26 protein-coding genes and 5 pseudogenes are annotated in these 23,063 nt (G+C 42.4%); 30 read left to right on the top strand and 1 reads right to left on the bottom strand.

What is annotated here, in order from left to right; genetic code table 11:
* The 28 genes and pseudogenes from WMO75_RS20120 to rsfS form a co-directional block, all read left to right on the top strand.
* Positions 1 to 317: pseudogene (locus WMO75_RS20120) on the top strand (hypothetical protein); the annotation flags it as partial.
* A pseudogene (locus WMO75_RS14165) lies at positions 238 to 399 on the top strand (LysR family transcriptional regulator); the annotation flags it as partial. The pseudogenes WMO75_RS20120 and WMO75_RS14165, both read left to right, overlap by 80 nt.
* A gap of 122 nt (positions 400 to 521) precedes the next feature.
* Positions 522 to 833: a hypothetical protein gene (locus WMO75_RS14170; RefSeq protein ID WP_330427657.1), complete on the top strand. Its 312-nt coding sequence runs from the start codon at positions 522 to 524 to the stop codon at positions 831 to 833.
* A 30-nt stretch (positions 834 to 863) separates the two neighbouring features.
* Positions 864 to 1,784, top strand: coding sequence for a helix-turn-helix domain-containing protein (locus WMO75_RS14175; RefSeq protein ID WP_118698847.1), 921 nt, complete (start codon positions 864 to 866; stop codon positions 1,782 to 1,784).
* Between the two features lie 25 nt (positions 1,785 to 1,809).
* Positions 1,810 to 2,583, top strand: a complete 774-nt coding sequence (locus WMO75_RS14180; RefSeq protein WP_118698848.1) for an alpha/beta hydrolase — start codon at positions 1,810 to 1,812, stop codon at positions 2,581 to 2,583.
* Between the two features lie 93 nt (positions 2,584 to 2,676).
* Positions 2,677 to 4,515, top strand: a complete 1,839-nt coding sequence (locus tag WMO75_RS14185; protein ID WP_118698849.1) for an Ig-like domain-containing protein — start codon at positions 2,677 to 2,679, stop codon at positions 4,513 to 4,515.
* A 381-nt stretch (positions 4,516 to 4,896) separates the two neighbouring features.
* Positions 4,897 to 5,193 (top strand): annotated as a pseudogene (locus tag WMO75_RS14190) (helix-turn-helix transcriptional regulator); the annotation flags it as partial.
* Between the two features lie 156 nt (positions 5,194 to 5,349).
* A pseudogene (locus tag WMO75_RS14195) lies at positions 5,350 to 5,478 on the top strand (YccF domain-containing protein); the annotation flags it as partial.
* Positions 5,479 to 5,616: 138 nt separating this feature from the next.
* The gene (locus WMO75_RS14200) at positions 5,617 to 6,156 is read left to right on the top strand and encodes a DUF2812 domain-containing protein (RefSeq protein WP_349078265.1); all 540 of its coding nucleotides are present in this window, start codon (positions 5,617 to 5,619) and stop codon (positions 6,154 to 6,156) included.
* 239 nt (positions 6,157 to 6,395) lie between these two features.
* Entirely contained in the window at positions 6,396 to 6,953 is a 558-nt protein-coding gene (locus WMO75_RS14205; RefSeq protein ID WP_349078266.1) for an RNA polymerase sigma factor, read from the top strand.
* Positions 6,950 to 8,146, top strand: a complete 1,197-nt coding sequence (locus WMO75_RS14210) for a DUF4179 domain-containing protein (protein ID WP_349078267.1) — start codon at positions 6,950 to 6,952, stop codon at positions 8,144 to 8,146. Before WMO75_RS14205 ends, WMO75_RS14210 begins: the two co-directional genes overlap by 4 nt.
* A gap of 359 nt (positions 8,147 to 8,505) precedes the next feature.
* Positions 8,506 to 8,976 (top strand): hypothetical protein, encoded by a 471-nt coding sequence (locus WMO75_RS14215; protein ID WP_227222033.1) that lies wholly within the window; start codon positions 8,506 to 8,508, stop codon positions 8,974 to 8,976.
* 26 nt (positions 8,977 to 9,002) lie between these two features.
* The gene (locus WMO75_RS14220; RefSeq protein WP_227222034.1) at positions 9,003 to 9,383 is read left to right on the top strand and encodes a mannose-1-phosphate guanylyltransferase; all 381 of its coding nucleotides are present in this window, start codon (positions 9,003 to 9,005) and stop codon (positions 9,381 to 9,383) included.
* Between the two features lie 26 nt (positions 9,384 to 9,409).
* Positions 9,410 to 9,583 (top strand): hypothetical protein, encoded by a 174-nt coding sequence (locus WMO75_RS14225; RefSeq protein ID WP_022214250.1) that lies wholly within the window; start codon positions 9,410 to 9,412, stop codon positions 9,581 to 9,583.
* Positions 9,584 to 9,722: 139 nt separating this feature from the next.
* Positions 9,723 to 9,932 carry a hypothetical protein gene (locus tag WMO75_RS14230; protein WP_022214249.1) on the top strand — a complete coding sequence of 70 codons (210 nt, stop codon included), beginning with the start codon at positions 9,723 to 9,725 and terminating at the stop codon, positions 9,930 to 9,932.
* A gap of 163 nt (positions 9,933 to 10,095) precedes the next feature.
* Complete coding sequence (locus tag WMO75_RS14235) at positions 10,096 to 10,542, top strand: flavodoxin (protein ID WP_173905917.1); 447 nt, start codon at positions 10,096 to 10,098, stop codon at positions 10,540 to 10,542.
* Positions 10,543 to 10,649: 107 nt separating this feature from the next.
* Positions 10,650 to 11,114, top strand: a complete 465-nt coding sequence (locus WMO75_RS14240; RefSeq protein ID WP_022214247.1) for a nucleoside deaminase — start codon at positions 10,650 to 10,652, stop codon at positions 11,112 to 11,114.
* Positions 11,115 to 11,354: 240 nt separating this feature from the next.
* Complete coding sequence (locus tag WMO75_RS14245) at positions 11,355 to 13,226, top strand: TIGR03960 family B12-binding radical SAM protein (RefSeq protein WP_349078269.1); 1,872 nt, start codon at positions 11,355 to 11,357, stop codon at positions 13,224 to 13,226.
* Positions 13,210 to 13,917, top strand: coding sequence for a TIGR03936 family radical SAM-associated protein (locus WMO75_RS14250; RefSeq protein ID WP_349078271.1), 708 nt, complete (start codon positions 13,210 to 13,212; stop codon positions 13,915 to 13,917). The genes WMO75_RS14245 and WMO75_RS14250 overlap by 17 nt, the downstream gene beginning before the upstream one ends.
* The gene (locus WMO75_RS14255; protein ID WP_291579199.1) at positions 13,910 to 15,130 is read left to right on the top strand and encodes a ribonuclease E/G; all 1,221 of its coding nucleotides are present in this window, start codon (positions 13,910 to 13,912) and stop codon (positions 15,128 to 15,130) included. The genes WMO75_RS14250 and WMO75_RS14255 overlap by 8 nt, the downstream gene beginning before the upstream one ends.
* Positions 15,131 to 15,502: 372 nt before the next feature.
* Positions 15,503 to 15,808, top strand: a complete 306-nt coding sequence (gene rplU, locus WMO75_RS14260; protein WP_005422792.1) for a 50S ribosomal protein L21 — start codon at positions 15,503 to 15,505, stop codon at positions 15,806 to 15,808.
* 12 nt (positions 15,809 to 15,820) lie between these two features.
* Positions 15,821 to 16,141: a ribosomal-processing cysteine protease Prp gene (locus tag WMO75_RS14265; RefSeq protein WP_118698855.1), complete on the top strand. Its 321-nt coding sequence runs from the start codon at positions 15,821 to 15,823 to the stop codon at positions 16,139 to 16,141.
* A gap of 4 nt (positions 16,142 to 16,145) precedes the next feature.
* Entirely contained in the window at positions 16,146 to 16,433 is a 288-nt protein-coding gene (gene rpmA, locus WMO75_RS14270; protein ID WP_005422790.1) for a 50S ribosomal protein L27, read from the top strand.
* A gap of 78 nt (positions 16,434 to 16,511) precedes the next feature.
* Positions 16,512 to 17,804, top strand: coding sequence for a GTPase ObgE (gene obgE, locus WMO75_RS14275; RefSeq protein WP_022215027.1), 1,293 nt, complete (start codon positions 16,512 to 16,514; stop codon positions 17,802 to 17,804).
* 14 nt (positions 17,805 to 17,818) lie between these two features.
* Positions 17,819 to 18,109: a ribosome assembly RNA-binding protein YhbY gene (yhbY, locus tag WMO75_RS14280; protein ID WP_022215026.1), complete on the top strand. Its 291-nt coding sequence runs from the start codon at positions 17,819 to 17,821 to the stop codon at positions 18,107 to 18,109.
* An 18-nt stretch (positions 18,110 to 18,127) separates the two neighbouring features.
* Positions 18,128 to 18,751, top strand: a pseudogene (nadD, locus tag WMO75_RS14285) (nicotinate-nucleotide adenylyltransferase); the annotation flags it as partial.
* Positions 18,752 to 18,793: 42 nt separating this feature from the next.
* Entirely contained in the window at positions 18,794 to 19,399 is a 606-nt protein-coding gene (gene yqeK, locus WMO75_RS14290) for a bis(5'-nucleosyl)-tetraphosphatase (symmetrical) YqeK (RefSeq protein WP_118252981.1), read from the top strand.
* A gap of 20 nt (positions 19,400 to 19,419) precedes the next feature.
* Entirely contained in the window at positions 19,420 to 19,776 is a 357-nt protein-coding gene (gene rsfS / locus WMO75_RS14295) for a ribosome silencing factor (RefSeq protein ID WP_118252978.1), read from the top strand.
* 115 nt (positions 19,777 to 19,891) lie between these two features.
* Here the strand turns inward: rsfS and lexA are convergent, their stop codons facing one another.
* Positions 19,892 to 20,512: a transcriptional repressor LexA gene (gene lexA, locus WMO75_RS14300; RefSeq protein WP_022215023.1), complete on the bottom strand. Its 621-nt coding sequence runs from the start codon at positions 20,510 to 20,512 to the stop codon at positions 19,892 to 19,894.
* Between the two features lie 206 nt (positions 20,513 to 20,718).
* Between lexA and WMO75_RS14305 the strand changes: the two genes are divergently transcribed.
* Complete coding sequence (locus tag WMO75_RS14305; RefSeq protein ID WP_243111596.1) at positions 20,719 to 22,182, top strand: biotin/lipoyl attachment domain-containing protein; 1,464 nt, start codon at positions 20,719 to 20,721, stop codon at positions 22,180 to 22,182.
* A gap of 29 nt (positions 22,183 to 22,211) precedes the next feature.
* On the top strand, positions 22,212 to 22,919 hold the full coding sequence (locus WMO75_RS14310; protein WP_022215021.1) for a YggS family pyridoxal phosphate-dependent enzyme: 708 nt from the start codon (positions 22,212 to 22,214) through the stop codon (positions 22,917 to 22,919).
* The last annotated feature ends 144 nt before the right edge of the window (positions 22,920 to 23,063 follow it).

Raw genomic sequence — 23,063 nt, forward strand, 5'->3', positions numbered from 1 at the left:
AAGAGCCGGATGCGGAAAAGCCGCACGTCCGGAATTCTGTGAGGGATACATTCGGTAACGGATGTATCTACTCGACCCAACCAAATTCCAGTTATAATAAATGTAACAAATTCAATTTATCGAAGTTTTCTACTGTACCCCGTGCGACGGAGGCAATTATGCATGAAGGGAATGACAAAATTATGATCTATACCTGTACCTATGTATCTTCACTGGGAGATATTTTGCTGGCGGCTGATGAAATCGGCCTTGTTGGTCTGTGGTTTGAAGGCCAGAAATGCACAACCGTCCCTGTCAAAGCAGCTTATGGAACTTGAAAAGAAGCTGGGAAAGCAGCTATTGATCCGTGGAAAGAAAAAAATTACCCTTACAGAAGAAGGGGTTATCCTGCGGAAACGGAGATTGGCTGGGAAGACATAAAATATTTCAAGCCATCACAATATCTGGTCATGCATTCACTGGTATATCGGACAGAAGTTTTAAAGAAATCCGGTGTCAGATTACCGGAGCATATTTTTTATGTGGATAATATTTTTGCATACTATCCGCTGCCATATGTGGAGTCGCTGTTTTATATAGATACGGATCTTTATCAGTATTATCTTGGAAGAGAAGACCAGTCTGTGAATGAGAAGGTTATGATCTCAAGAATCGAGCAGCAGATCAAAGTAACAAAAATAGTTGCAGAGTGTGTGGATCTGAAAAAAGTAAAAGAAAAGAGCCCGAGACTCGCAGACTACATGTTGGGACTTAAGGGAACAGCTGTTTTTTTATTCCAAGTGTACTTACAAGTTCTACTATGCTCTTTTCTTTATATTCTTCAACTGTTATAATGACCTTATAAAAACATAGGGAGATTGCAAATGTCTAAAGCTGAATATCGTTACTATGAACTTTCACGGGATCTTCCGCTGCTTGTTTTGACCGGTGAAAAATGGGAAACTGTTTATGGAATGGATAATATGCATTTTCATAATTATCTGGAAGTCGGTTACTGTCATTATGGAAATGGGATCATACAGTTTGCAGAAAAAGAAACGCCTTACCATGCAGGGACACTGACGTTCATTCCCAAAAACATTCCGCATCGTACCTGTCCGGTGCCAGAAGAACATAATCGAAAGCAGAAATGGGAATATCTTTTTATAGATACAGACAGCATCCTCAAAAAAGTTTTTGAGGATGCGCCTGAAAAGTATACAAAAATGCAGAAAAATCTTTCCAGAGAAGTTCTGGTGCTGGATAGCAGCAAAAACGCTCTGGCTGTGGAACTGCTGCAGATGATAATAGAAGAAACGCAGCAGAAAAAATATCATTATAAATATGCAGTTTTATCGCTTACGTTTAATTTTCTGTTATTTTTTGACCGGCTGAACACGCTGGATTCAGGGGATGAACTTTCACATTCTGATGCAATGGATTATGTTCGAAAGATCATAAACTATATGGAACAGCATTACACAGAGGATATAAAGGCAAAGGATTTTGCCAAAAGCTGCGGGCTGAGCGAAACTCATATGCGAAGGATTTTTTCTGAATATACGAATATGCCGCCTTCTGAGTATCTGAATGTGGTTCGGATCAACAAAGCATGTGAGCTGCTTGCACATGGCAGTACTTCCATCGAGGAAGTTGCCCGTTCTGTTGGTTATCCGGTTCTGTCCACGTTTCTTAGAAACTTCAGAAAAATAACAGGACTTTCCCCAAGTGCCTGGCGCAAAAAAGCACTGGAAAACCCACAAAATATAGCGACTTATCAGATTTCTGTGCTGAAAGGCTGGTAAGCTGTAAAACAGGAGAATATATCTTATGGAAATAAAAAACTGGACCTACGAAGAATACCCATCTTTTGACGAAGAGATAGAGGGCGTTACAAGAATCCCGACAACCGGAGATGAGAAAGGAACTTATATTTATTCGAATGTGGAATATGCCAACATGGATGGTGTGCCGCTTCACTTACAGATCATTACACCACAGACAAGAAACACCATAGACAGTGATACATTGCATCCCTGTCTTGTGTATGTCCAGGGCTCTGCGTGGCTTGAGCAGAATATCAATGCGAAACTTGGAATACTTTCAAGACTGGCTGAGAAGGGCTATGTCATAGCAGTTGTGGAATACCGCCACTCCGGGATCGCACCATTTCCGGCGCAGGCACTGGACACAAGAAACGCGATCCGCTTTATGAAGATCCATGCGGCAGAGTATAACGTAGATATGGACAAAGTTTTTGTCGGCGGTGATTCATCCGGCGGACATACAGCCATGTTTTCACAGTTGCTTCACGATGACGATCAGGATACAAACTTATATCCCGGAACAAATGCGGATGTAAAAGGAATCCTCTCCATCCACGAAGACACCATCCTTTCACCAATCCTGATGTTCCACGGCACCAAAGACCGCACGATCAATCCCCGAGTAAGTGTAACTGTTTATCAGAAACTCAAATCTTGTGGAAAAGATGTGCGCTTATACCTTCTGGAAGGTGCCGACCACGGCGGAAGTGAATTCTGGACAGAAGAGACCCAGGAGATTGTGGTTAAATTTTTTAACGGCTCTTTGACAGATAATTAAATTAATACTACCTGATTTTTCTAATATCTGATATAATTCTTTATAAGAAATCAGTAGAATTATGAGCCTTATGAAAAGGAATGGGGGATAAGAATGAAGAAAAAAGTGCTTGTACTTATGCTTACAGCAGGAATGCTTACCAGTGGATTAGCAGCGAATACTTTTGCTTCGGATTCCAATGAAGAGTTTACTCAGTTTGCAGAAGAAACAGAATCAACAGAGGGCATGACAGCTGAAAGTGTTGACAGTGATCTGGACTTTGTGGATGCTGGAGAAGCGAAAGAGACGGAGGAGTCAGGCGACATTTTTTCAGATACTGAAGATTTTACGACAGGCACAGAAATTTCCGATGCCGACTCATCAGGGGAGATGCAGGAGTCTGAGCAGGAAGTGACTCCTATACCTTCAGCAGAGCCGACTCCAACAATTGCACCTTCAACAGAGCCAGAGCCAACAGCAATGCCAACACCGACTCCAACGGTAATACCATTTTCGTTGACTTATCAGAGTGGTTCTATGAAATGGGAGAATCATACAACGGTTTCTTTGAAGTTTTCTACAACTCAGGACTGCAAATGGTATTATTTTTATGTAGATTCAGGTACAGATATAACTGTGATTCAGAATATGTATGATTCGAGTCGTGCCACGAATTCTGAAGAAGCAAACACAGAGTTTACTGTAAAAGCAGAGAATGTTCCTGAAACAGATTCCTGGCTGGTTATTTGTGCAAAACCATATAGCGGTAAGGCAAAGATGAGCCTCTTTAAGCTGGATAACAGCAGTTTCAAGAATAAACGTCCGAAAGCACCAACCCCAACTCCTTCACGCCCGCTTCGCATCTACAAAGTTACGCAAAGCACTGTGAAAGGCCTTGAAAAACCATTAAAGTTTACTCCAGGTAAGTTCTATAACTTTACGGTAACAGGAGCAGGCATGGACAATAAATCTCCAATTTCAGGAGATGTACGCTGGGTTCCGATGTATTGGAGTACCAGGCAGAATCCAACAGGAGTTGACAAGAATACTGTATGGAGAATAGGCTCACCTAAGGGAATACGCGAGAAGAAAACCTACAATATCTATATTTTCTTTAAGAAACAGATTTATAATGGAAAAAGCTGGAAAGATTCTGATATTATTCAATCTATGACGCAGAAATTTACATCAGCTGCACTGACGGATGAAGATCTTGGCATTTATCATATGAAAGTAAATACGAAGTCTGTCGTTCTGCGTGCAGGACAATCTACATCGGCAGTAAAAGTAACAAATGCAACATCATCGTTCCGTGTTGTAGCATGGTATTCTGCAAACACTTCGATTGCCAGAGTAAATGCACAGGGAAGGATTACGGCTGGCAAAAAAACAGGTTCTACTTATATTACAATTGTAATGTCCACCGGTGAAAAAACGAAGGTCAAAGTCACTGTACAGAATGGAACGGTCAGAACCAATGCTATTTACGGCCTTAAGACAAAATATACAGTTACCAAAGGTAAGACACTTACATTAAGACCAGTGCTTTCACCAGTAACTTCCCAGGAAAGAATAACGTATAGCTCTTCAAATAAAAATGTTGCCACTGTATCATCCAAAGGTGTGATAAAAGGAATAAAAACCGGAACAGCCAGAATTACAGTAAAATCCGGCAGCAAAAAAGTAACGATTACAGTAATAGTACCAAAAGTATCAACTCAGAAAATATCCGGTATTAACTCTGCGATTACCCTCCTGAGAGGAAAGACATCTCAGCTGAAGCCGAAGCTGAGTCCATCAAACAGTGATGATAAAATTTCTTACAGTACTTCTGATTCCAAAGTTGTAACGGTGAATGCAAAGGGAGTCATTACTGCCAAAAGGAAAGGTACTGCTGTAATTACTGTGAAATCCGGTAAGGTACAGACAAAGTGCAAAGTCACAGTTAAATAAAGTGTAGGGAGATTTCCATTAAACAGGTATTCGTTGATTTATTCTGAGCTCGAGATTCCATACACTGGAAATGCGGCAGCAGACAGTCTTTTGTATCATTATGTAGGTATCGCAAAAGAAAAGAAGATATCCGATAATTCTTTTGACGGTATCATCCTGAAAAAAGACGATTTATGCTTCATATATAAAAATATCGGCTTTCGGAATTGAACTCTTTACGGAGTATGATTCCGGGAGTCGGTATTTTTTATTACAGTGTATTTTCAGGAAGCACCACTGGTACATCTGTGGATTTATTTCTTATGGAAAACAATCGCACGGTCATAAGTAGTCTTTTCCCTTGCCTCCGGAAGTATTTTACAAGCGTTTTTCATTATGCTGATTTATCTGGATCAGATATGTCATCTGGAGGGGCTCAGCAAATCAACTTTGCTGCGGGCATTTACGAAGTCCAAAGGTGTAACTCCATATAGTTATCTCCAAAATATCCGCATCGGAGAAGCGAAGAAATTACTGGAACAGGGCCTGCCGCCTGTGGAAGCGGCATTGCAGACAGGATTTTCTGACCAGAGCCATTTTACAAATTACTTTAATCGTTATATCGGACTGGCACCAGGCGTTTACAGGGAAATCTTTTTAATGAAGGAAAATTCGGAGGACAAAAAACAGGGAAAATAAGAACAAAACAGGGCATTTGTGCACTGCGGCGCTGATGCGCTACGATCAGAGGGCACAGGGAGTCGAAGCACAGAACCAGATAGAAAAATGGGTGGACACACACTTCGACGATGCCAGGATGAAACAGATTTATCCGAAAGCGAAGTCGACACATTAATGGCTTTCGAAAATCTGATCGTAGGCTGCCTGTGGTGCATCACGATCATTGGTATTCCGTTTGGAAAACAGTTCTTTAAGATGGAAAGACTTTCCTTTATGCCGTTTGGCGCGAATGTGATTGGATGAAAAGGACGGTTTGATCTGTTTTATCAGGGAGGAAGATAAGAGGAAAATCTATCAGATCACAGAGCTTGGAACGGAAGTTCTGGAGCTTGAACTAAAGAGAATCCGCAGATTGTATCGCAATGCACAGGAGGTAATGCAATGAAGAAAGTCAAAAAAGAATTTCGCTGGTTTAACATTATGGAATACGAAAAAGAAGAAAAGTACCTGAGTAAGAGACACCAGGAAGGCTGGAAATTCAAGAGAGTGACTTTTCCTGGAATCTATACATTTGAGAGATGTGAGCCTGAGAAAGTAATCTATCAGCTGGATTATAATAAAGAAGGAATCAAACACCAGATGGAATATGTACGGATGTTTGAGGACTGTGGATGGGAATATCTGACAGAATTTGCTGGATACAACTATTTCCGAAAACCGGTAGACAGGATGCAGCAGGACGAGGAAATATTCTGTGATGATATCTCCCGGCTGGATATGGTGAAGAGAATTTTCTGGGGAAGAGTGATTCCGTTGATCGTGATTCTTTGCGGTCTGATTCAGCAGGTTTATATATCTTCGACAGATCACAGTGAACATGGATTGCTGCCAGTGCGGGGTGTATTATTAGTTATATACGTTATTACTTTTCTACAGTTTGCCGTAAAATATTTTACATTTCGAAACAGGATACAAAAGTAATCTGCGGTTGGTGAAACGTTAATATAAGAAGGGACTGTCGGGACTAAAAATCATTATTTCCCGATAGCCCCTTTTTTTCCTGATTTTTAAAAAATTTGATTTTTTTGTTACCATCCGGGATTTTTTACGATATATAGTATGAGTAGGAAATTTCCTTCTAAAAGGAGCCTTAGGAAAAGCAGCAATCAAAGCGCGCTTGTATTTGCTGATGAAATACAAAACTTTGGAGGACAACTTAAATGAGAGACAATGAGATCATATCTCTGTTTGAGATGAGAGATGAGCATGCGATCGAAGTATTAAGCGATAAATATCATCCTTACTGTTACAAGATCGCCTGGAATCTGCTTGCAAACAGAGAAGATTCGGAGGAATGCCTGAATGATACCTGGTTTTCGGTCTGGTCACTGATCCCGCCCAAAAAGCCGTCTGTATTATCACATTTTTGCGGCCGGATCACGAGGAATTTGAGCATTGACCGTCTGCGAAAAAAATATGCCGACAGGCGTCCTGATGTACATATGGCGGATATTCTGGGTGAAATGGACCAGTTAAGTGTTACCTATACCATTGAAGATCAGCTGGCAGAAAAAGAACTGCTGGAAATCATCAACGATTTTCTTGAAAAAATGGACGCAGAGGACAGAGATATTTTCGTGAGAAGATACTGGTTTTTTGACTCTGTTTCAGCGATCGCCAAAAGACATGCTATGTCTGTTGGATGTGTAAAAATGAATCTGTACCGGAACAGAAAGAAGCTGCTAAAAGTGTTAGAAAAGGAAGGAAAACACTTATGAAGAAATTTGATTTTTCAAAAAAATTTGGCGATATTGATCCGAAATATATCAGCGAAGCAGAAGGAGAATGGAAAGGAAAGAAAAATGCCTGGGCGCCATCATTTTGGCGCAGACTGGCGGCAGCTTGTGTGATATTGACGTTGATCTCGACTGTTTTAGCGAATCCTAAAGTGCAGGCCGCGATCAAAGAGGTTGTTTTATCAATAGGAGAAACCCTGGGATTACAAAGAGGAATCGACTCCTATACGGAGGTTTTGAACACATCGAAAACAGATCACGGGATTACTGCAAACTTAAAAGAAGTTGTTTTGGATGAAGGAGTTCTACTGTTTGAGGTGCACGCGGAAATTGATGATTCCGAAGATGATCAGCAGGGAAAATCGGCACCGATTTCATCTTTTGCTAATACAGGAGTCTCACTTGATCTGGAAAAAACCACAATAAATGGTCAAAAATTGGATGAATATATGAGTGGAAATTATACTCCTTATTCTGCAGAAGATTTATTCGATACAGATACCGACATAAATGTAACTGAATATGACCAAGTGCAGGAGTACCGTTTTCATGCTCCCAGAGATTTTGGAGAAAACCCGGAGATACATCTTGTGCTCCATGTTTTTGATCTCGATGACTGGCAGAAATCCGTAGCGGAATTTACCTTTGATTTTACCGTATCGCGAGAGAAGCTTCTTAAGCAGACGACCCATAAAGAAGTTGAAAATATTTCTGTTCAAACTGAAGAAGGACCAGTGGTATTAAAAGATATTTTCCTGAATAAATTACAGAGCAGTATTTCAGCAGAAGTACCAGAAAAACTGTACCAAAACTACGAAGTTGAGCTGCGTGGAACAGACAGCAAAGGAAATAAAGTGCGATATAATCTGACGGATGATGCAAAAACAGACGACAGTCATCGGGACTGGAAATTTAAGACAGAATTTTGGACTTTCAATGACGATGAAAGACCGGAACTGCCTGATCCTGACAGCGAATATCTGGAATTGCAGCTTTATCTGAAATCCGAGAACTCCTCTGAAAACGTAACTGAAAGCAGTGTTACGAAGGAGTATGTTTTGGACGACGATGATGACGTTTATATCGAAGAAGAAAGTAACGTTTACGATGTAGCAGATGATTATGATTCTGGATGGAAAGCTGTGGGAGAAAAAATACGGATTGATATCAGATAAATGAATCAAATGCCAGAGAATCGTTACTGTTCAATCCATTCACAGTAACTTGGTCAAAATGCATTTCAAATCACCTTCAGTGATGGCGTTTTGTCCCGTATGGTCGTACCAAGCGAGTTGAAGGTTCATGGAAATTGGGAGGCGAGATGACTCTACGGGAAGTAAATTGATTAAAGACCCACGAAATTTAAAGGTCTGAATGACCTGATAGGAAATAAGTTATTTAAAGGTCTACAGAAATCGGAGGGGGAAAGGACTGGGAGATAAGTAAGTTATCAGGAAGTCAACAGAAGTTAGAAATTTTGGATGACTATGGTAAAAGAAAGTAGCAACAGAGTACATGAATTTGCAAAAAATGAATGGTTGGAATTATACTTGCCTACAAGCAAGTCAATAAATTGTCCCCAGGAGGATGGTCCAGAGGACTCTTTTTATCTGCGAGGGAAGAAAATGCAGCCAAGAAAGAATTAGAACACTTAGGATTTGTGGAGGTGGTGTATATGGCGAAACATGAATTTGGAATTATGCTGGATGCCCCTAAGAAAGGCAAGCATTATGACGAATATGAACCGTGGAAATATACCTGCATTTCTGTTGATGATGACGACTTAGCAAACATTGTTGAGAGACTTAGCACCATTGACTTTTATTGGCACACGCTTTCTGCTAAAGGCAAAGGGCTTGCATATTATGGTATTACATTGATTCCACCTGACTCGTTAAAAGCATTTATTGATGTCATTGCAGATATTTCTGAATTGAATGAATTAAAGAAATTATTAGAGCAGGCGTTGGATAAAAATAAATGGATGATTCACTATGGAATCTGATCGAAAAACAATCTGGAGGTGATAAAATGATTAAAGAATTAATGTATATTGAACTCAAAACTGGATATTCGGATGATGGTCCGGCATGGATTGGGTATGTACAAACTTCAAATACCAGGAAAACAATTTATTTCAATGATCATGCTTTTCAGAAGAATATTGGTAACTATGCAAACTATATGGACATTGAGAATGGTGAAGAATATTGGATTTCCGGATTAAAAAAGAAAGAGAGTAATCGGCATTGGGCTGGTCATGGCAAAATTATGATTGACCGTAGAGCAGTTGATGACTATCTCACTTTAATTGGAGAAAAGGAATTGCCATCAAATTTGTTTGAAATAGTTGGCATGGAGGACAGATTTCCAGTTGAACGAGTAAATAAACGATTGAATGCGAAGCATTAAAACATTCATTATGGAGGAATAGAGCGATGAGGAAAATATTGATTGCATTAATTGTGTCAGGGGCATTGCTGGTACTTGGTGGAGTGATTCTTGGATATTATTATCCAATTGTGGGAAATATAGTGGGAATAATTGGATGGATTTTAATCTTTTGCTTTTTTATATTGAAGTTAGTATATGGCAAGAAGAACAAAAAGTAGCTTGTAAAGGAATCTCATTAATGTTAGGATAAAACCAAATGAAGGCACGTTACCACGGGGCGGACTGATGGACATGAACACTTTAAATCCGGGATAGGATTTTGATGAATGGAAGGACACACAGAAAGGAGTTGAGCTTATGTGCCGTGAAATGGAGAAAATTTACAGCGAGGGAATGGAAAGCGGCGAAAAACGCGGTATAGAGAAAGGTGAACTCAAGAAAGCAAAAGAAACAGCCCTTTCCATGGCAGAAGAGGGCATGGATGTAAAGACGATTGCCCGTCTGGTTAAGATAAGCGAAAAAGATGTCCAGAAGTGGATTGATGAAAATTTATGTACAATGAAATAAATAAAAATATTGTAAATGGGCAGGTCTGATATTTTGGACTTGCCCTGATTTTTTAATATTATCGTGCGAAAGGGTAAATTCCCTGTTATAATAGAGTTATCCTGTATTAGAGTTGTAAGGGCATTAGCTATAAATATATCGTAGTAGAAAAGAGGAATGTCAAATGAAAACATTAGTTATTTATTTTTCACAGACAGGAAAGACGAAAGAAGCAGCTGAACGGATTGCACAGCTTTCTGGTGCAGACCTGGTAGAGATTAAGACTCATAAATCTTACCAGATGTCTTATCGAAAGACGGTATTTACCTCATTAAAAGAAATTCTGTTAAACGAGCGGCCAAAACTGAATATGGAGATTCCTGATATTTCTGTATACGACAGGATACTGATAGGAAGTCCGATCTGGTGCGGAACGCTTCCGAATGCAGTGTTCAGTTTTCTGGATAAAGTAAATCTAAATGGAAAAAAAGCAGCAATTTTTACAACCAGTGGAGCTACAGAACCGCAGGAGATCGCGGTGAGAATCAAAAAGAAATATCCTGCAAAATGGTGCAGACCATTTAATGCGAACCATGCAACAGATGAAACTATCATAAGTTGGTTAAAATAACAAGCAATAACTATAAAGTTCCAGAGCCTGTTTTGGAAATGGATATACAAATAAGAGGCTATGAAAGTAGCTGTAAAATCCGATCTTCTATTTGTGGAGGAAACATAATGCAAGATGAAATGTTTATGAAAAAAGCTATTGAACTGTCAAAATTGGCAGTTGAGCATGGTAACGAGCCGTTCGGAGCGGTACTTGTCAAGAATGGCGAAATTGTATTTAGCAACGAGAATCAAATTTATACCAGACACGATCCAACATTTCATGGAGAAGCAGGATTGATTCGAGAGTTTTGTGCACAGACTGGCATTACCGATCTGCATGAATATACTCTTTATTCCAGCTGCGAACCATGTTTTATGTGCAGTGGCGCAATGGTTTGGGTGAAGTTGGGACGGTTGGTTTACGGTGCAAGCAATATTGATTTGGAGCATATTCTCGGAAACACCGGATGCAATTGCTCAAAAATGGTATTTGATAATTCTTTCTGGCAACCGCAGGTTTCGGAAGGTGTTTTACGTGAAGAAAGTCTTTCGATTCTGAAAGAGTATTTTTATAATCATGCAAAGGGGTGAGAGGAAATTTTAAAAATAAGCCGTGAATAATTCAGGTTAAATTGTATCAAGTTCAGCGTTTCAACGAATCCTTGTTCCTGTGGATATTATCCGAATATTTCTTTTATACACTTGCACTTCTTTGATAATCTGTTTATAATAAGAAACATTGTTAACAGTCATTATAATGCATTAAAATGGTCTCACATACCCCTGAAACAGTGAGGTTATTTTTTTGCTTCAAAAAGTGAAAGGAAAATTATGAGAAAACTAGCATTACGCGATAAAATACTCCTACAGATCGACAAGGCCGCGCGCTACATCGGCGGCGAGGTCAATGCAGTCATGAAAAACAAAGATGATGTAGATATCCGCTTTGCGATGGCATTTCCGGATGTGTATGAGATCGGTATGTCAAATCTCGGCATGATGATCTTATATGATATGTTTAATAAAAGAGACGACGTATGGTGTGAGCGTCTTTTTTCTCCGTGGACGGATCTGGACAAGATCATGCGTGAGGAGAAGATCCCGCTCTTTACTCTGGAGTCCCAGGATCCGGTAAAGGAGTTTGATTTCCTTGGGATCACTCTCGGATATGAGATGTGTTATACCAATGTACTTCAGCTTCTGGATCTCAGTGGAATTCCGTTCCGGGCAGCAGAACGTGTCGAAGATGATCCGCTCGTGATCGGTGGCGGTGCATGTGCTTATAATCCAGAGCCACTGGCAGAGTTTTTTGACCTCTTTTATATTGGAGAGGGAGAGACTGTCTATGGCGCTCTGTTTGACGCATATAAGGCAAATAAGAAAGCCGGCGGCAGCAGGCAGGACTTCCTTCTGAAAGCTGCACAGATTCCGGGAATCTATGTGCCGTCTCTCTATGAAGTTACCTACAAAGAAGACGGTACGATTGAATCCTTCCGTCCAAAGCATGCAGATGTGCCGGAAAAAGTAGAAAAACAGCTCATCATCGATATGGGCAGAGACTACAACAAATTGGAAGCACCGGTCGTTCCACATATCAAGGCGACACAGGACCGTGTCACACTGGAGATCCAGCGTGGCTGTATCCGAGGCTGCCGTTTCTGTCAGGCGGGTATGATCTACCGTCCGACAAGGGAGCGTGACGTGGAGACTCTCAAGGAATCTGCAAGGATCATGCTCAAAAATACCGGGCATGAGGAGATTTCCTTAAGTTCTCTGAGCTCCAGTGACTACAGTCAGCTCAAAGAAATCGTAAACTTCCTGATCGATGAATTCCGTGATGAGGCAGTCAATATTTCCCTGCCGTCTCTTCGAATCGATGCTTTTGCCCTGGATGTCATGAGCAAGGTGCAGGATGTCAAGAAAAGCAGCCTGACTTTTGCTCCGGAGGCGGGATCTCAGCGTCTTCGTAATGTGATCAACAAGGGACTTACCGAGGAAGATATCCTTCACGGTGCCGGCGAGGCCTTCAAGGGCGGCTGGAATCAGGTAAAACTTTATTTCATGCTCGGACTTCCGACAGAAACAGAGGATGACATGAAGGGAATTGCACATCTTGCCCAGAAGATCGCAGAAACTTATTATGAAGTCGTTCCGAAAGAACAGCGAAGAGGAAAGGTACAGATCAATGTCAGTACATCTTTCTTTGTTCCGAAGCCGTTCACTCCGTTCCAGTGGGCTCCGATGTTCCGTGAGGAAGATTTTATTGAGAAAGCAAAAGTTGTCAAAAATGAGATCCGCTCTCAGCTGAACCAGAGAAGCATCCGCTACAACTGGCATGAACCGGATGTCACCGTTCTGGAAGGATTCCTTGCAAGAGGCGACAGACGCTGTTCCAAAGTCATTCTCAAAGCATACGAAAAAGGTGCCCTTTATGATGCCTGGTCCGAAAGCTTCCATTATGATATCTGGAAAGAAGCTTTCAAAGAAACAGGTGTGGACATCGAATTCTATACCCTTCGTGAACGAAGCACAGATGAGATCCTTCCATGGGATTTCATTGATGCAGGCGTGACCAAGAAGTTCCTGATCCGCGAGTGGGAGCAGGCAAAAGCAGAGACTGTAACACCGAACTGCCGTCAGAAATGTTCCGGCTGTGGCGTTCTCAAATACAAAGGAGGTGTGTGCTGTGAAAGTAAGAATTAAATTTGCAAAAACCGGTCATATGAAATTTGTAGGACATCTGGATACTATGCGTTATTTCCAGAAAGCGATCCGCCGTGCAGAACTGCCGGTTGCTTTTTCCGGCGGATACAGCCCGCATATGATCATGTCCTTTGCAGCACCTCTTGGTGTAGGAACTACCAGTCTCGGGGAATATTTTGACATGGAACTGACAGAGACTGTTCCGACAAAAGAGATCGAGGAACGTCTGAATGCAGTCATGGTGGACGGCGTTTCTGTATGTTCTGCCCGTCAGGTAGAGGATGGCAAGGCAAGCACAGCCATGGCTCTGGTGGCAGCAGCTGACTATTTCGTACAGTTCCGTGAGGGAAAAGAACCTGCTGCATTCTGGAGAGAGAAACTGGACGAATTTCTTTCCCAGAAAGAGATCATTGTGACCAAGAAAACAAAGCGCAGTGAAAAAACCATAGACATTCGTCCGTATATTTATGAAATGCATCTCGACGGCGAGGGAGTTTTCATGCAGCTCGCTTCTGCAAGTTCCAACTACACCAAACCGGAACTTGTCATGGACACTTTCCTTCGATGGATGGGAGAGGAGCCACTTCCGTTCGCATACATGATCGAACGCCGCGAGATCTATGCCAACAAAGGCGATGAAGAACACCGGAAACTTATTTCTATGGAAGCATTAGGTGAAGAAGTTGAATAAGCTGATCATTACGGAAATACTCCTTGACGAAGTACTCTGTACTGTCTGTGCAGTCTTCAGAGACCAGAAGGTCGTAGAACTTCGTCTGGAGCCGTCCGGAAAGAAAAACACTCTTAACAACATTTATGTAGGACAAGTCGAAAACATTGCCGCCAATATCCAGGCGGCTTTTGTCCGTTTAAGCGATTCCGTAAACGGCTACCTTCCATTGAATCAGTGCACAAACGCCATTTACGCAGACGGACGTAAGTCAGATCAGCCCCTGCGCCCTGGCGACCAGCTCCTGGTTCAGATCAACCGCGAAGCCATGAAAGGGAAACTCCCAGCCCTGACTACAAACCTGAACTTTTCCGGCAAATACCTCGTCCTCACTACCGGCAACCGCAAAATAGGCTTCTCCAACAAACTTTCCAAAGAAGAGAGCAGCCTTTTGAACAAATGGCTGGAAGAAGAACGAAACCTCCCAGACCGCCCCTACGGTCTCATAGCCCGCACCAACGCCGCCGAAGCCACTAAGGAAGAATTCCTCCACGAACTGAACCTTCTGAAAAAGCAGTACGAAAAAACAGCCCTCCACGGCCGAAACCGCACCTGCTACAGCCTTTTATATGAATCAGAATCGTTCTATCTGGCAGCAGTCCGCGACATTTATACACGCGATCTTGATGAGATCGTTACAGACATCCCAGCCATTTACGAAAAAATTTCCGAGTACCTAAGCGAATTCCAACCAGACAAACTACAAATCCTGAACTTATACCAGGACAAACTCCTTCCATTATATAAACTATACAGCCTGGAATCCGCAATCGACGAAGTACGCCACGAAAAAATCTGGCTCAAAAGCGGAGGCTTCCTAGTCATCCAACAAACCGAAGCCTTCGTTTCCATAGACGTAAACAGCGGAAAATACACCGCCAAGAAAAAAGCTGAAGAAACCTACCGAAAGATCAACCTAGAAGCCGCCACAGAAATTGCCCGCCAAATCCGCCTCCGCAACCTCTCCGGCATCATCCTAGTTGATTTCATCAACATGCAAAACCTCGACCACCAGGACGAACTCTTCCACGTCCTCCAGAAACAACTACGCAAAGACCCAGTTAAATGCAAAGCAATAGACATCACCCCACTGCACATCCTAGAAATGACCCGCCAAAAAGTCCGCCGCCCACTAATAGAAGACCTAAGAGACCTACATCAACAGCAGCAGTGACAATAAACAATTAATATAGAAGCAATCCCTATCATCATTATTTGGAGGATTATTAACATAATTAAAATTATGTAAACTTATAATTCCCAGCGGAACAGCGCAGCGCCTTCCGCGTCCCTCAAACGACGGTTTTAGCGGTGGCCAAAAAGGGGGTGCGCGAGGGGGAAATTCGGCCGTTCGCAACTCCGAGATCGTCCCCCTCGCACGGTTTTAATATTTTTTAAAATTTTAGAAAAAAAACACTTGACGAATAAACTACATCATGCTATTATACAGAAGATGCCGCACAGAGAGGTTTAAGAGCATGAGATTTTACTAAAAAATCCTCATCCCACCACATCTGGCGAGTAAAGTTCATAGGAGGTGCCACAGATGTACGCAATTATTGCAACAGGTGGTAAACAGTACAAAGTTGCCGAGGGCGACGTAATCAGAGTTGAGAAACTCGGTGTTGAAGCTGGTGAAACCGTTACTTTTGATAACGTTCTTGCAGTTAGCAACGAAGGTTTAAAAGTTGGAGCAGATGTAGCCAATGCCAGTGTTACCGCTTCTGTAGTTGAAAACGGAAAAGCTAAAAAAGTTATCGTTTACAAATACAAAAGAAAAACTGGATATCACAAGAAAAACGGTCACAGACAGCAGTTCACTAAAGTTAAAATCGAAAAGATCAACGCTTAATCTGGTGTTTGCATGATTACAGTGACAGTCAGTAAGAAGAACAATTCCTATATCAGTTTTACATCCAAAGGACATGCCGGATACGCGGAAGAGGGATACGACATCATATGTGCCGCTGTCTCCGCTCTCGTAATCAACACGGTAAATTCTCTGGATCAGCTGACGAAAGATCATATAGAGGCAGAGGAGAGTGACGGCTTCGTATCCTTCACTTTTACCGAACCGATTTCAGAAGGGGGAACTCTTCTGATGGATTCCCTTGTTCTCGGACTGACAGAAATTGAGCATAGTTATTCAAAACGTTATTTAAAAGTAAAAGTCAGGGAGGTGTAATGACATGATGAAAATGAACCTTCAGTTATTCGCACATAAAAAAGGTGTTGGTTCTACAAAGAACGGTCGTGACTCCGAGTCTAAGAGATTAGGTGCCAAAAGAGCAGACGGACAGTTTGTTAAAGCTGGAAACATCCTTTACAGACAGCGTGGAACAAAGATTCACCCAGGTGAAAATGTAGGCTGCGGTAAAGACTATACATTATTTGCACTGACAGATGGTGTAGTAAGATTCACCAGAAAAGGACGCGATAAGAAACAGGTTTCTATCGTTCCGGTAGAGGCAGAATAATCAAGTTCAGCGTAAGGCTTCAAATCGTTCAGGTTTGGAGCCTTTCTTTGAATTCAAAATAAAAGAGGAGCGACATATATGTTTGCAGACAGAGCAAAAATTATCATCCGTTCAGGAAAAGGCGGAGATGGACATGTAAGCTTCCGCCGAGAGCTGTACGTGCCGAATGGCGGTCCTGACGGCGGAGACGGAGGAAGAGGCGGAGACGTGATCTTCGAAGTGGACGAAGGTCAGAATACGCTTGGAGAATACCGTCATAAGAGAAAATTTAAGGCACAGGACGGACAGGAAGGCGGCAAGAAACGCTGCCACGGAGCTGACGGCGATGATATCGTCCTCAAAGTTCCGGAAGGGACCGTTATCATGGAAGCACAGTCACGCAAGGTCATTGCGGATATGTCCGGTGAAAACCGCAGACAGATCGTGCTCAAAGGAGGAAGAGGCGGCAAAGGAAACCAGCATTATGCGACGGCAACCATGCAGGTTCCGAAGTATGCACAGCCGGGACAGCCTGCACAGGAGCTGGAAGTTCTTCTGGAACTTAAGGTGATCGCAGACGTAGGACTTGTAGGATTCCCGAATGTCGGCAAATCCACTTTCCTTTCCAGAGTCACCAATGCACAGCCAAAGATCGCCAATTATCACTTCACAACACTGAGTCCGAACCTTGGTGTGGTAGATACTGAGAATGGCGGATTTGTTATCGCAGATATCCCGGGACTGATCGAGGGAGCATCTGAGGGTGTTGGCCTTGGACATGAATTCCTGAGACACATTGAGCGTACCCGTGTCCTTGTGCATATCGTAGATGCTGCATCTACAGAAGGCCGTGATCCGGTGGACGATATCCATAAGATCAACAAGGAACTGGAAGCATACAATCCGGAGATCGCAGCAAGACCGCAACTCATTGCGGCAAACAAAATCGACTGCATTTTTGACGACGGAGAGGAAAATCCGATCGACCGTCTCAAAGCAGAATTTGAACCACAGGGGATCAAAGTTTACCCGATCTCAGCAGTAACAGGTCAGGGGCTTAAGGAACTCATTTATGGGATCAAAGAGCTTCTGAACAGCGCACCGGCAGAGAGGATCGTATTTGAACAGGAATTCTTCCCGGAGGACGAACTGTTTGCAGAGAATCTTCCATTTACAGTAGAGAGAGATCCGGATGATCCGGAGATCTTCATCGTAGAGGGACCGAAGATCGAAAAGATGCTCGGATATACCAACCTCGATTCCGAGAAAGGCTTCGCATTCTTCCAGCGTTTCCTCAAAGAAGGCGGAATCCTTGAGGAACTGGAAAAAGCTGGTATCGAAGAAGGAAACACAGTCCGTATGTACGGCTTTGACTTTGATTATTACAAATAGAAAGGTCTGAAAATATGACAAGCAAACAGAGAGCATACCTGAAAGGGCTTGCAATGAAAATGGAACCGATCATGCAGCTTGGCAAAGGATCTGTCACACCGGAAAACACAGCGGCTGTTGACGAAGCACTTGCAGCAAGAGAGCTGATCAAGATCAGTGTACTTCAGAACTGCCTGGATGACCCGCGTCAGATGGCAGAGGTTCTGGCAGAAAGAACACATGCCCAGGTCGTACAGGTCATCGGACGAAAGATCGTTCTGTACCGCGAAGGCAAGAAAGAAAAGAAAAAGATCATTCTTCCGTAACATCAGGGAGGAACAGGTATGGAGAACAGACGAAAAAAAATCGGCATCATGGGAGGAACGTTCGATCCCATCCATGTCGGACATCTGATCCTTGGAGAGAAGGCATACGAACAGCTTGGACTTGACAAGATCTTATTTATGCCGGCCGGGAATCCTCCGCACAAGAGGAACCGTAAGGGAAGGGCATCTGATGAACAGAGAGTTGAGATGGTGAATCTGGCGATCCAGGGAAACCCGCACTTTGAACTTTCTCTGATCGAGATGAATGCAGAGGGATTTACCTATACCTATCGTACTCTGGAGACCCTTAAGAAACAGAATCCGGATACGGATTATTACTTTATTATAGGAGCCGATTCTCTGTATAACTTTGCAACCTGGATGGAGCCTGCCCGGATCTGTCAGGCGTGTACGATCGTTGTTGCGACCAGAGACCACGTGCCTGTAAAAAATCTGGATCAGGAGATGACGTATCTCTCAAAGCAGTATGGAGGATGTTTTATCCGACTGGAGACGCTCAATATCGACATTTCCAGTCAGCTTCTGCGTCAGTGGCATCAGGAAGACAAGAGTATCCGCTATTATGTGCCGGATGCAGTTGTAAATTATATTGAGGAGAATCAGATCTATCATCCGTCTGAGATGATACCTGATCTGACTCCGACAGAGGGAGATAACGTAAAGATGGCAGATTATGATTTCATAAAAATGCAGAAGAAACTGGCAAAATATCTTGATGAAGACCGATATGCACATACCCTTGGCGTGATGTATACCTGCGCATCCCTGGCGATGGTCCATGGATATGACCTCAAAGATGCACAGGCTGCAGGGCTTCTTCATGACAGTGCCAAATGCATTCCAAACAAGAAAAAGCTTAAGATGTGTGAAGAACATAAAATTCCGGTTACAGAGTTTGAAAAAACACATCCGTTTCTTCTTCATGCAAAATTGGGGGCATATGTTGCAGAAGTCAAGTATGGAATCAAGGATAAAGAGATCCTTTCTTCCATTACTTATCATACAACCGGAAGACCAGACATGTCTCTTCTGGAAAAGATCGTATATATCGCAGACTACATTGAGCCGGCGAGAAACAAAGCACCAAATCTCACCAAAGTAAGAAAACTTGCTTTTGAGGATCTGGATGAGTGCATGTACGAAATTCTCAAGGATACACTTTCCTACCTTGAAGAAAATCCGAAGGACGTCGATTCTGCAACAAAAGAAGCATTTGAATTTTACAGCGATTTGCATAACACCAGGTTTGGGGATAAAACACAGGCCTGATGCAGAAAGGAATAGAAGCTATGAACAAAGAACTGGAAATGGTACGTCTTGCCTGCAAAGCCATGGATGAGAAGAAAGCGATCGATATCAAAGTGATCGACATCCATGAGGTTTCCGTGATCGCAGATTATTTCGTGATTGCAAGCGGAAGTAACTTAAATCAGGTACAGGCAATGGTAGACAACGTAGAGGAACAGCTTGGACGTGCCGGCTATGAGCCGAAACAGGTCGAGGGAACAAGAGGTTCCAACTGGATCCTTATGGACTACGGCGATCTGATCATCCATGTATTTGATGAAGAAAACCGTCTTTTCTATGATCTGGAGAGAATCTGGAGAGATGGAAAAGAAGTCGATGTGGAAGAGTTTTTGAAATAATTTACCATAAATATATTATGTAAACAAATAAAGCAAATACTAAAGCTCCGGATCAAAAACAGTCCGGAGCTTTAGTTATGCATAAAATTATTCAAAGCACAGGAAAGATCGATCCTTACTGAAAGAAGCGGAATACACCAAAGACTTTGCCAAGAATCTGAAGATTATCCTGAACCAGAATCGGATCCATGGAATCGTTCTCCGGCTGAAGACGATAGTAGCCGTCTTCCTTATAGAAAGTCTTTACAGTGGCGGAGTCCTCAACGAGTGCAACAACGATATCTCCGTTCTCTGCAGACGCCTGCTGTTTCACAAGAACCTGATCTCCGTCGAAGATCCCGGCATTGATCATACTGTCACCCTTGACGCGGAGCATAAAACTCTGCTCATTCGGCATGAATTCTGCCGGAACAGGAAAATACGTCTCGATATTCTCGACTGCGAGGATCGGCTGACCTGCTGCTACGGTGCCGATGAGAGGAACATTAACAACCTCTCTGCGGACAAGGTTAAAATTGTCATCAATGATCTCAATTGCTCTTGGTTTGGTCGCATCTCTGCGAATATAACCGTTCTTCTCCAGGGCTTCCAGATGAGAATGTACGGAAGATGTGGATTTCAGATGAACTGCTTCACAAATTTCTCTTACGGCAGGAGGGAAGCCTCTGTTCAGGATTTCGTTTTTGATGTAATCCAGAATCTCCTGCTGTTTTTTACTGATTCTGCCATAAGCCATAGATATACCTCCAGGTTCACGATACTTTACTATACACAAATTTATTATAGCACAGTCTGGACAAAATAGCAAACAGATATTCGGAAAATACGTTCGAGATTTCCTGACAGATCAAGAAATTATCTGCTTTTTCTTGTCATTGCAGGATGAAAATGGTACAATGATGGATGCAAAATACAAAGATTGATATAAAGGAGGCATTTTTTGTGCCTGATAATCAGAAAAATTCCGGTAATCATCCAGGTTCTCTTTCGAAGATTCGAAAGATCTTTGGGTTGAATATAGGCACTATGTTATTTGGGTGTCTTTTGATTTATATGTTGTTCAGTGCTGTGCTGTATCTGACTTCTACGAATATTGAATCTTATCTGGTCATTTCAGGACCTCTGTCAAGAAATGAAACTTATACAGGGCTTGCACTTCGCGAAGAGTCTGTTCACCAGGCAGAGACCAGTGGATATGTGAGTTATTATGCAAGAGAGGGAAGTAAGATCAATGCCAGCGGAGCTGTTTATGGCATCAGCAGTACACAGCCTTCAGAAACCACATCGGAACTGAGTGCAGAGCAGCTTTCACAGATTCGCAGTAATATGCTCAGCTTTTCCAAAGGATTTAATTCCAGCAGGTTCAACAGTACATATAGTTTTAAATATGAACTGGAGGGAGATATCCTTCAGTATGCACAGGCCCCGGGAAGTAGTACTGCGACGGTTTCTTCTGCATCATCAGATTCTTCTGATGAAAGTGCAGACAGTGTGCCGGCAGTTTCGACAGCATCTTATGCCGGTCAGACACTGAGCAAGGCAGATACGGACGGGATTGTGCTGTATTCTGTCGACGGATATGAAGGAAAAAGCCTGGAAAACCTTACAGCAGAGGACTTTGACCAGACTGCATATCATGAGACAGATCTTAAGAACCAGGGAACAGTTAATGCGGGTGACAATATGTACACGCTGGTAACGGATGAGCGGTGGAGTCTTTTGATACCGCTCAGCGGCAAGCAGGCAGCAAAACTGAAGGATCGTACTTCTGTTCGTGTCAAATTTATGAAAGATGGAATGACACAGAGCGGAGATTTCAGTATTGTGGAAATTGACAAAGCAAAATATGGAAAAATAGATTTTAACAAAGGTCTGATCCGTTACGCGGCAGACCGCTTTCTTGAGATTGAGTTGGTAACTAACACGGTTACAGGACTTAAGATCCCGTTGTCTTCGATTGTAACAAAGGAATTTTATAAGATTCCTTCTGCATACCTGACAGTGAATAAAGATCAGGAATCAGGAATTATGATTCAGAGCACGGACAAAAATGGAAATACGACACAGAAGTTTGTCAAGGCGACTGTTTACGGAGAAGATGAACTGGAAAGTACAGAAGAAGAGGAGTCTCCGGGAAGTATCTATTATATTGATATGAGTAATTTCAAAGAGGGAGATGTGGCAGTCGACACAGAGAATCAGAGTAAATATGTGATAAGAGAGGTTGGAGTTCTGGAAGGTACATATTGTATCAATCAGGGATATGCTGTTTTCCGACGGATTCAGATCCTGGATCAGAATGAGGAATACGCAGTTATATCCAGAGAGACTCGTTACGGGCTTTCCAGATATGATCATATTGTCAGAAATGCCGATAAGGTAGATGAGCAGGAAATTTTATATTAAAAGTTGTATAAGCTAAGGAGGCTGATATTATGGTAACAGAGAATCTGAATCAGGTCAGAGAAAATATTAAAGCAGCATGCGAGGCAGCAGGACGCGATCCAAAGGAAGTAACGTTGATCGCAGTCAGCAAGACGAAGCCGGTTCATATGCTTCAGGAAGCATATGATGCAGGTGCGAGAGTATTCGGAGAAAATAAAGTACAGGAGATCACGGACAAATATCCGCAGCTGCCAAAGGATATCCAGTGGCATATGATCGGACATCTTCAGAGAAATAAAGTGAAATATATCGTGGACAAAGTTGCTCTGATCCATTCTGTGGATTCTCTCAGGCTGGCACAAACAATTGAACAGGAAGCTGCAAAGCATGATGTCTGCGTTCCGATCCTTCTGGAAGTCAATGTCGCACAGGAGGAGACGAAATTTGGACTTAAAACAGAAGAAGTTCTTCCTCTGGTGGAATCTATCGCGAAGTTTCCGCATATAAAGATACAGGGGCTTATGACAATTGCGCCTTATGTACAAAATCCAGAAGAAAATCGACCGATTTTCCGTCAATTAAAAAAATTAAGTGTTGACATTGCAGCCAAAAACATTAATAATGTTACTATGAGTGTTTTAAGCATGGGTATGACTGGGGATTATCAGGTTGCTGTGCAGGAAGGCGCTACAATGGTGCGTGTTGGAACTGGAATATTTGGCGAGCGAGATTACTCAAAACAGGCACAGGACAAATAAGATTGGAGATTGAAATGGGCGTTTTAGATAAACTTTTGGACGTTGTAAAGCTGAATGATGAATATGAGGAGGATGACTTCCTTGATGAAGGACTTCTTGACGAGGACGATGAGGATTTCCTTGACGACGAGGACGATGAAGAGA

The sequence above is a fragment of the Blautia intestinihominis genome (genome assembly GCF_040096655.1).
Lineage (GTDB): Bacteria > Bacillota > Clostridia > Lachnospirales > Lachnospiraceae > Blautia_A > Blautia_A intestinihominis.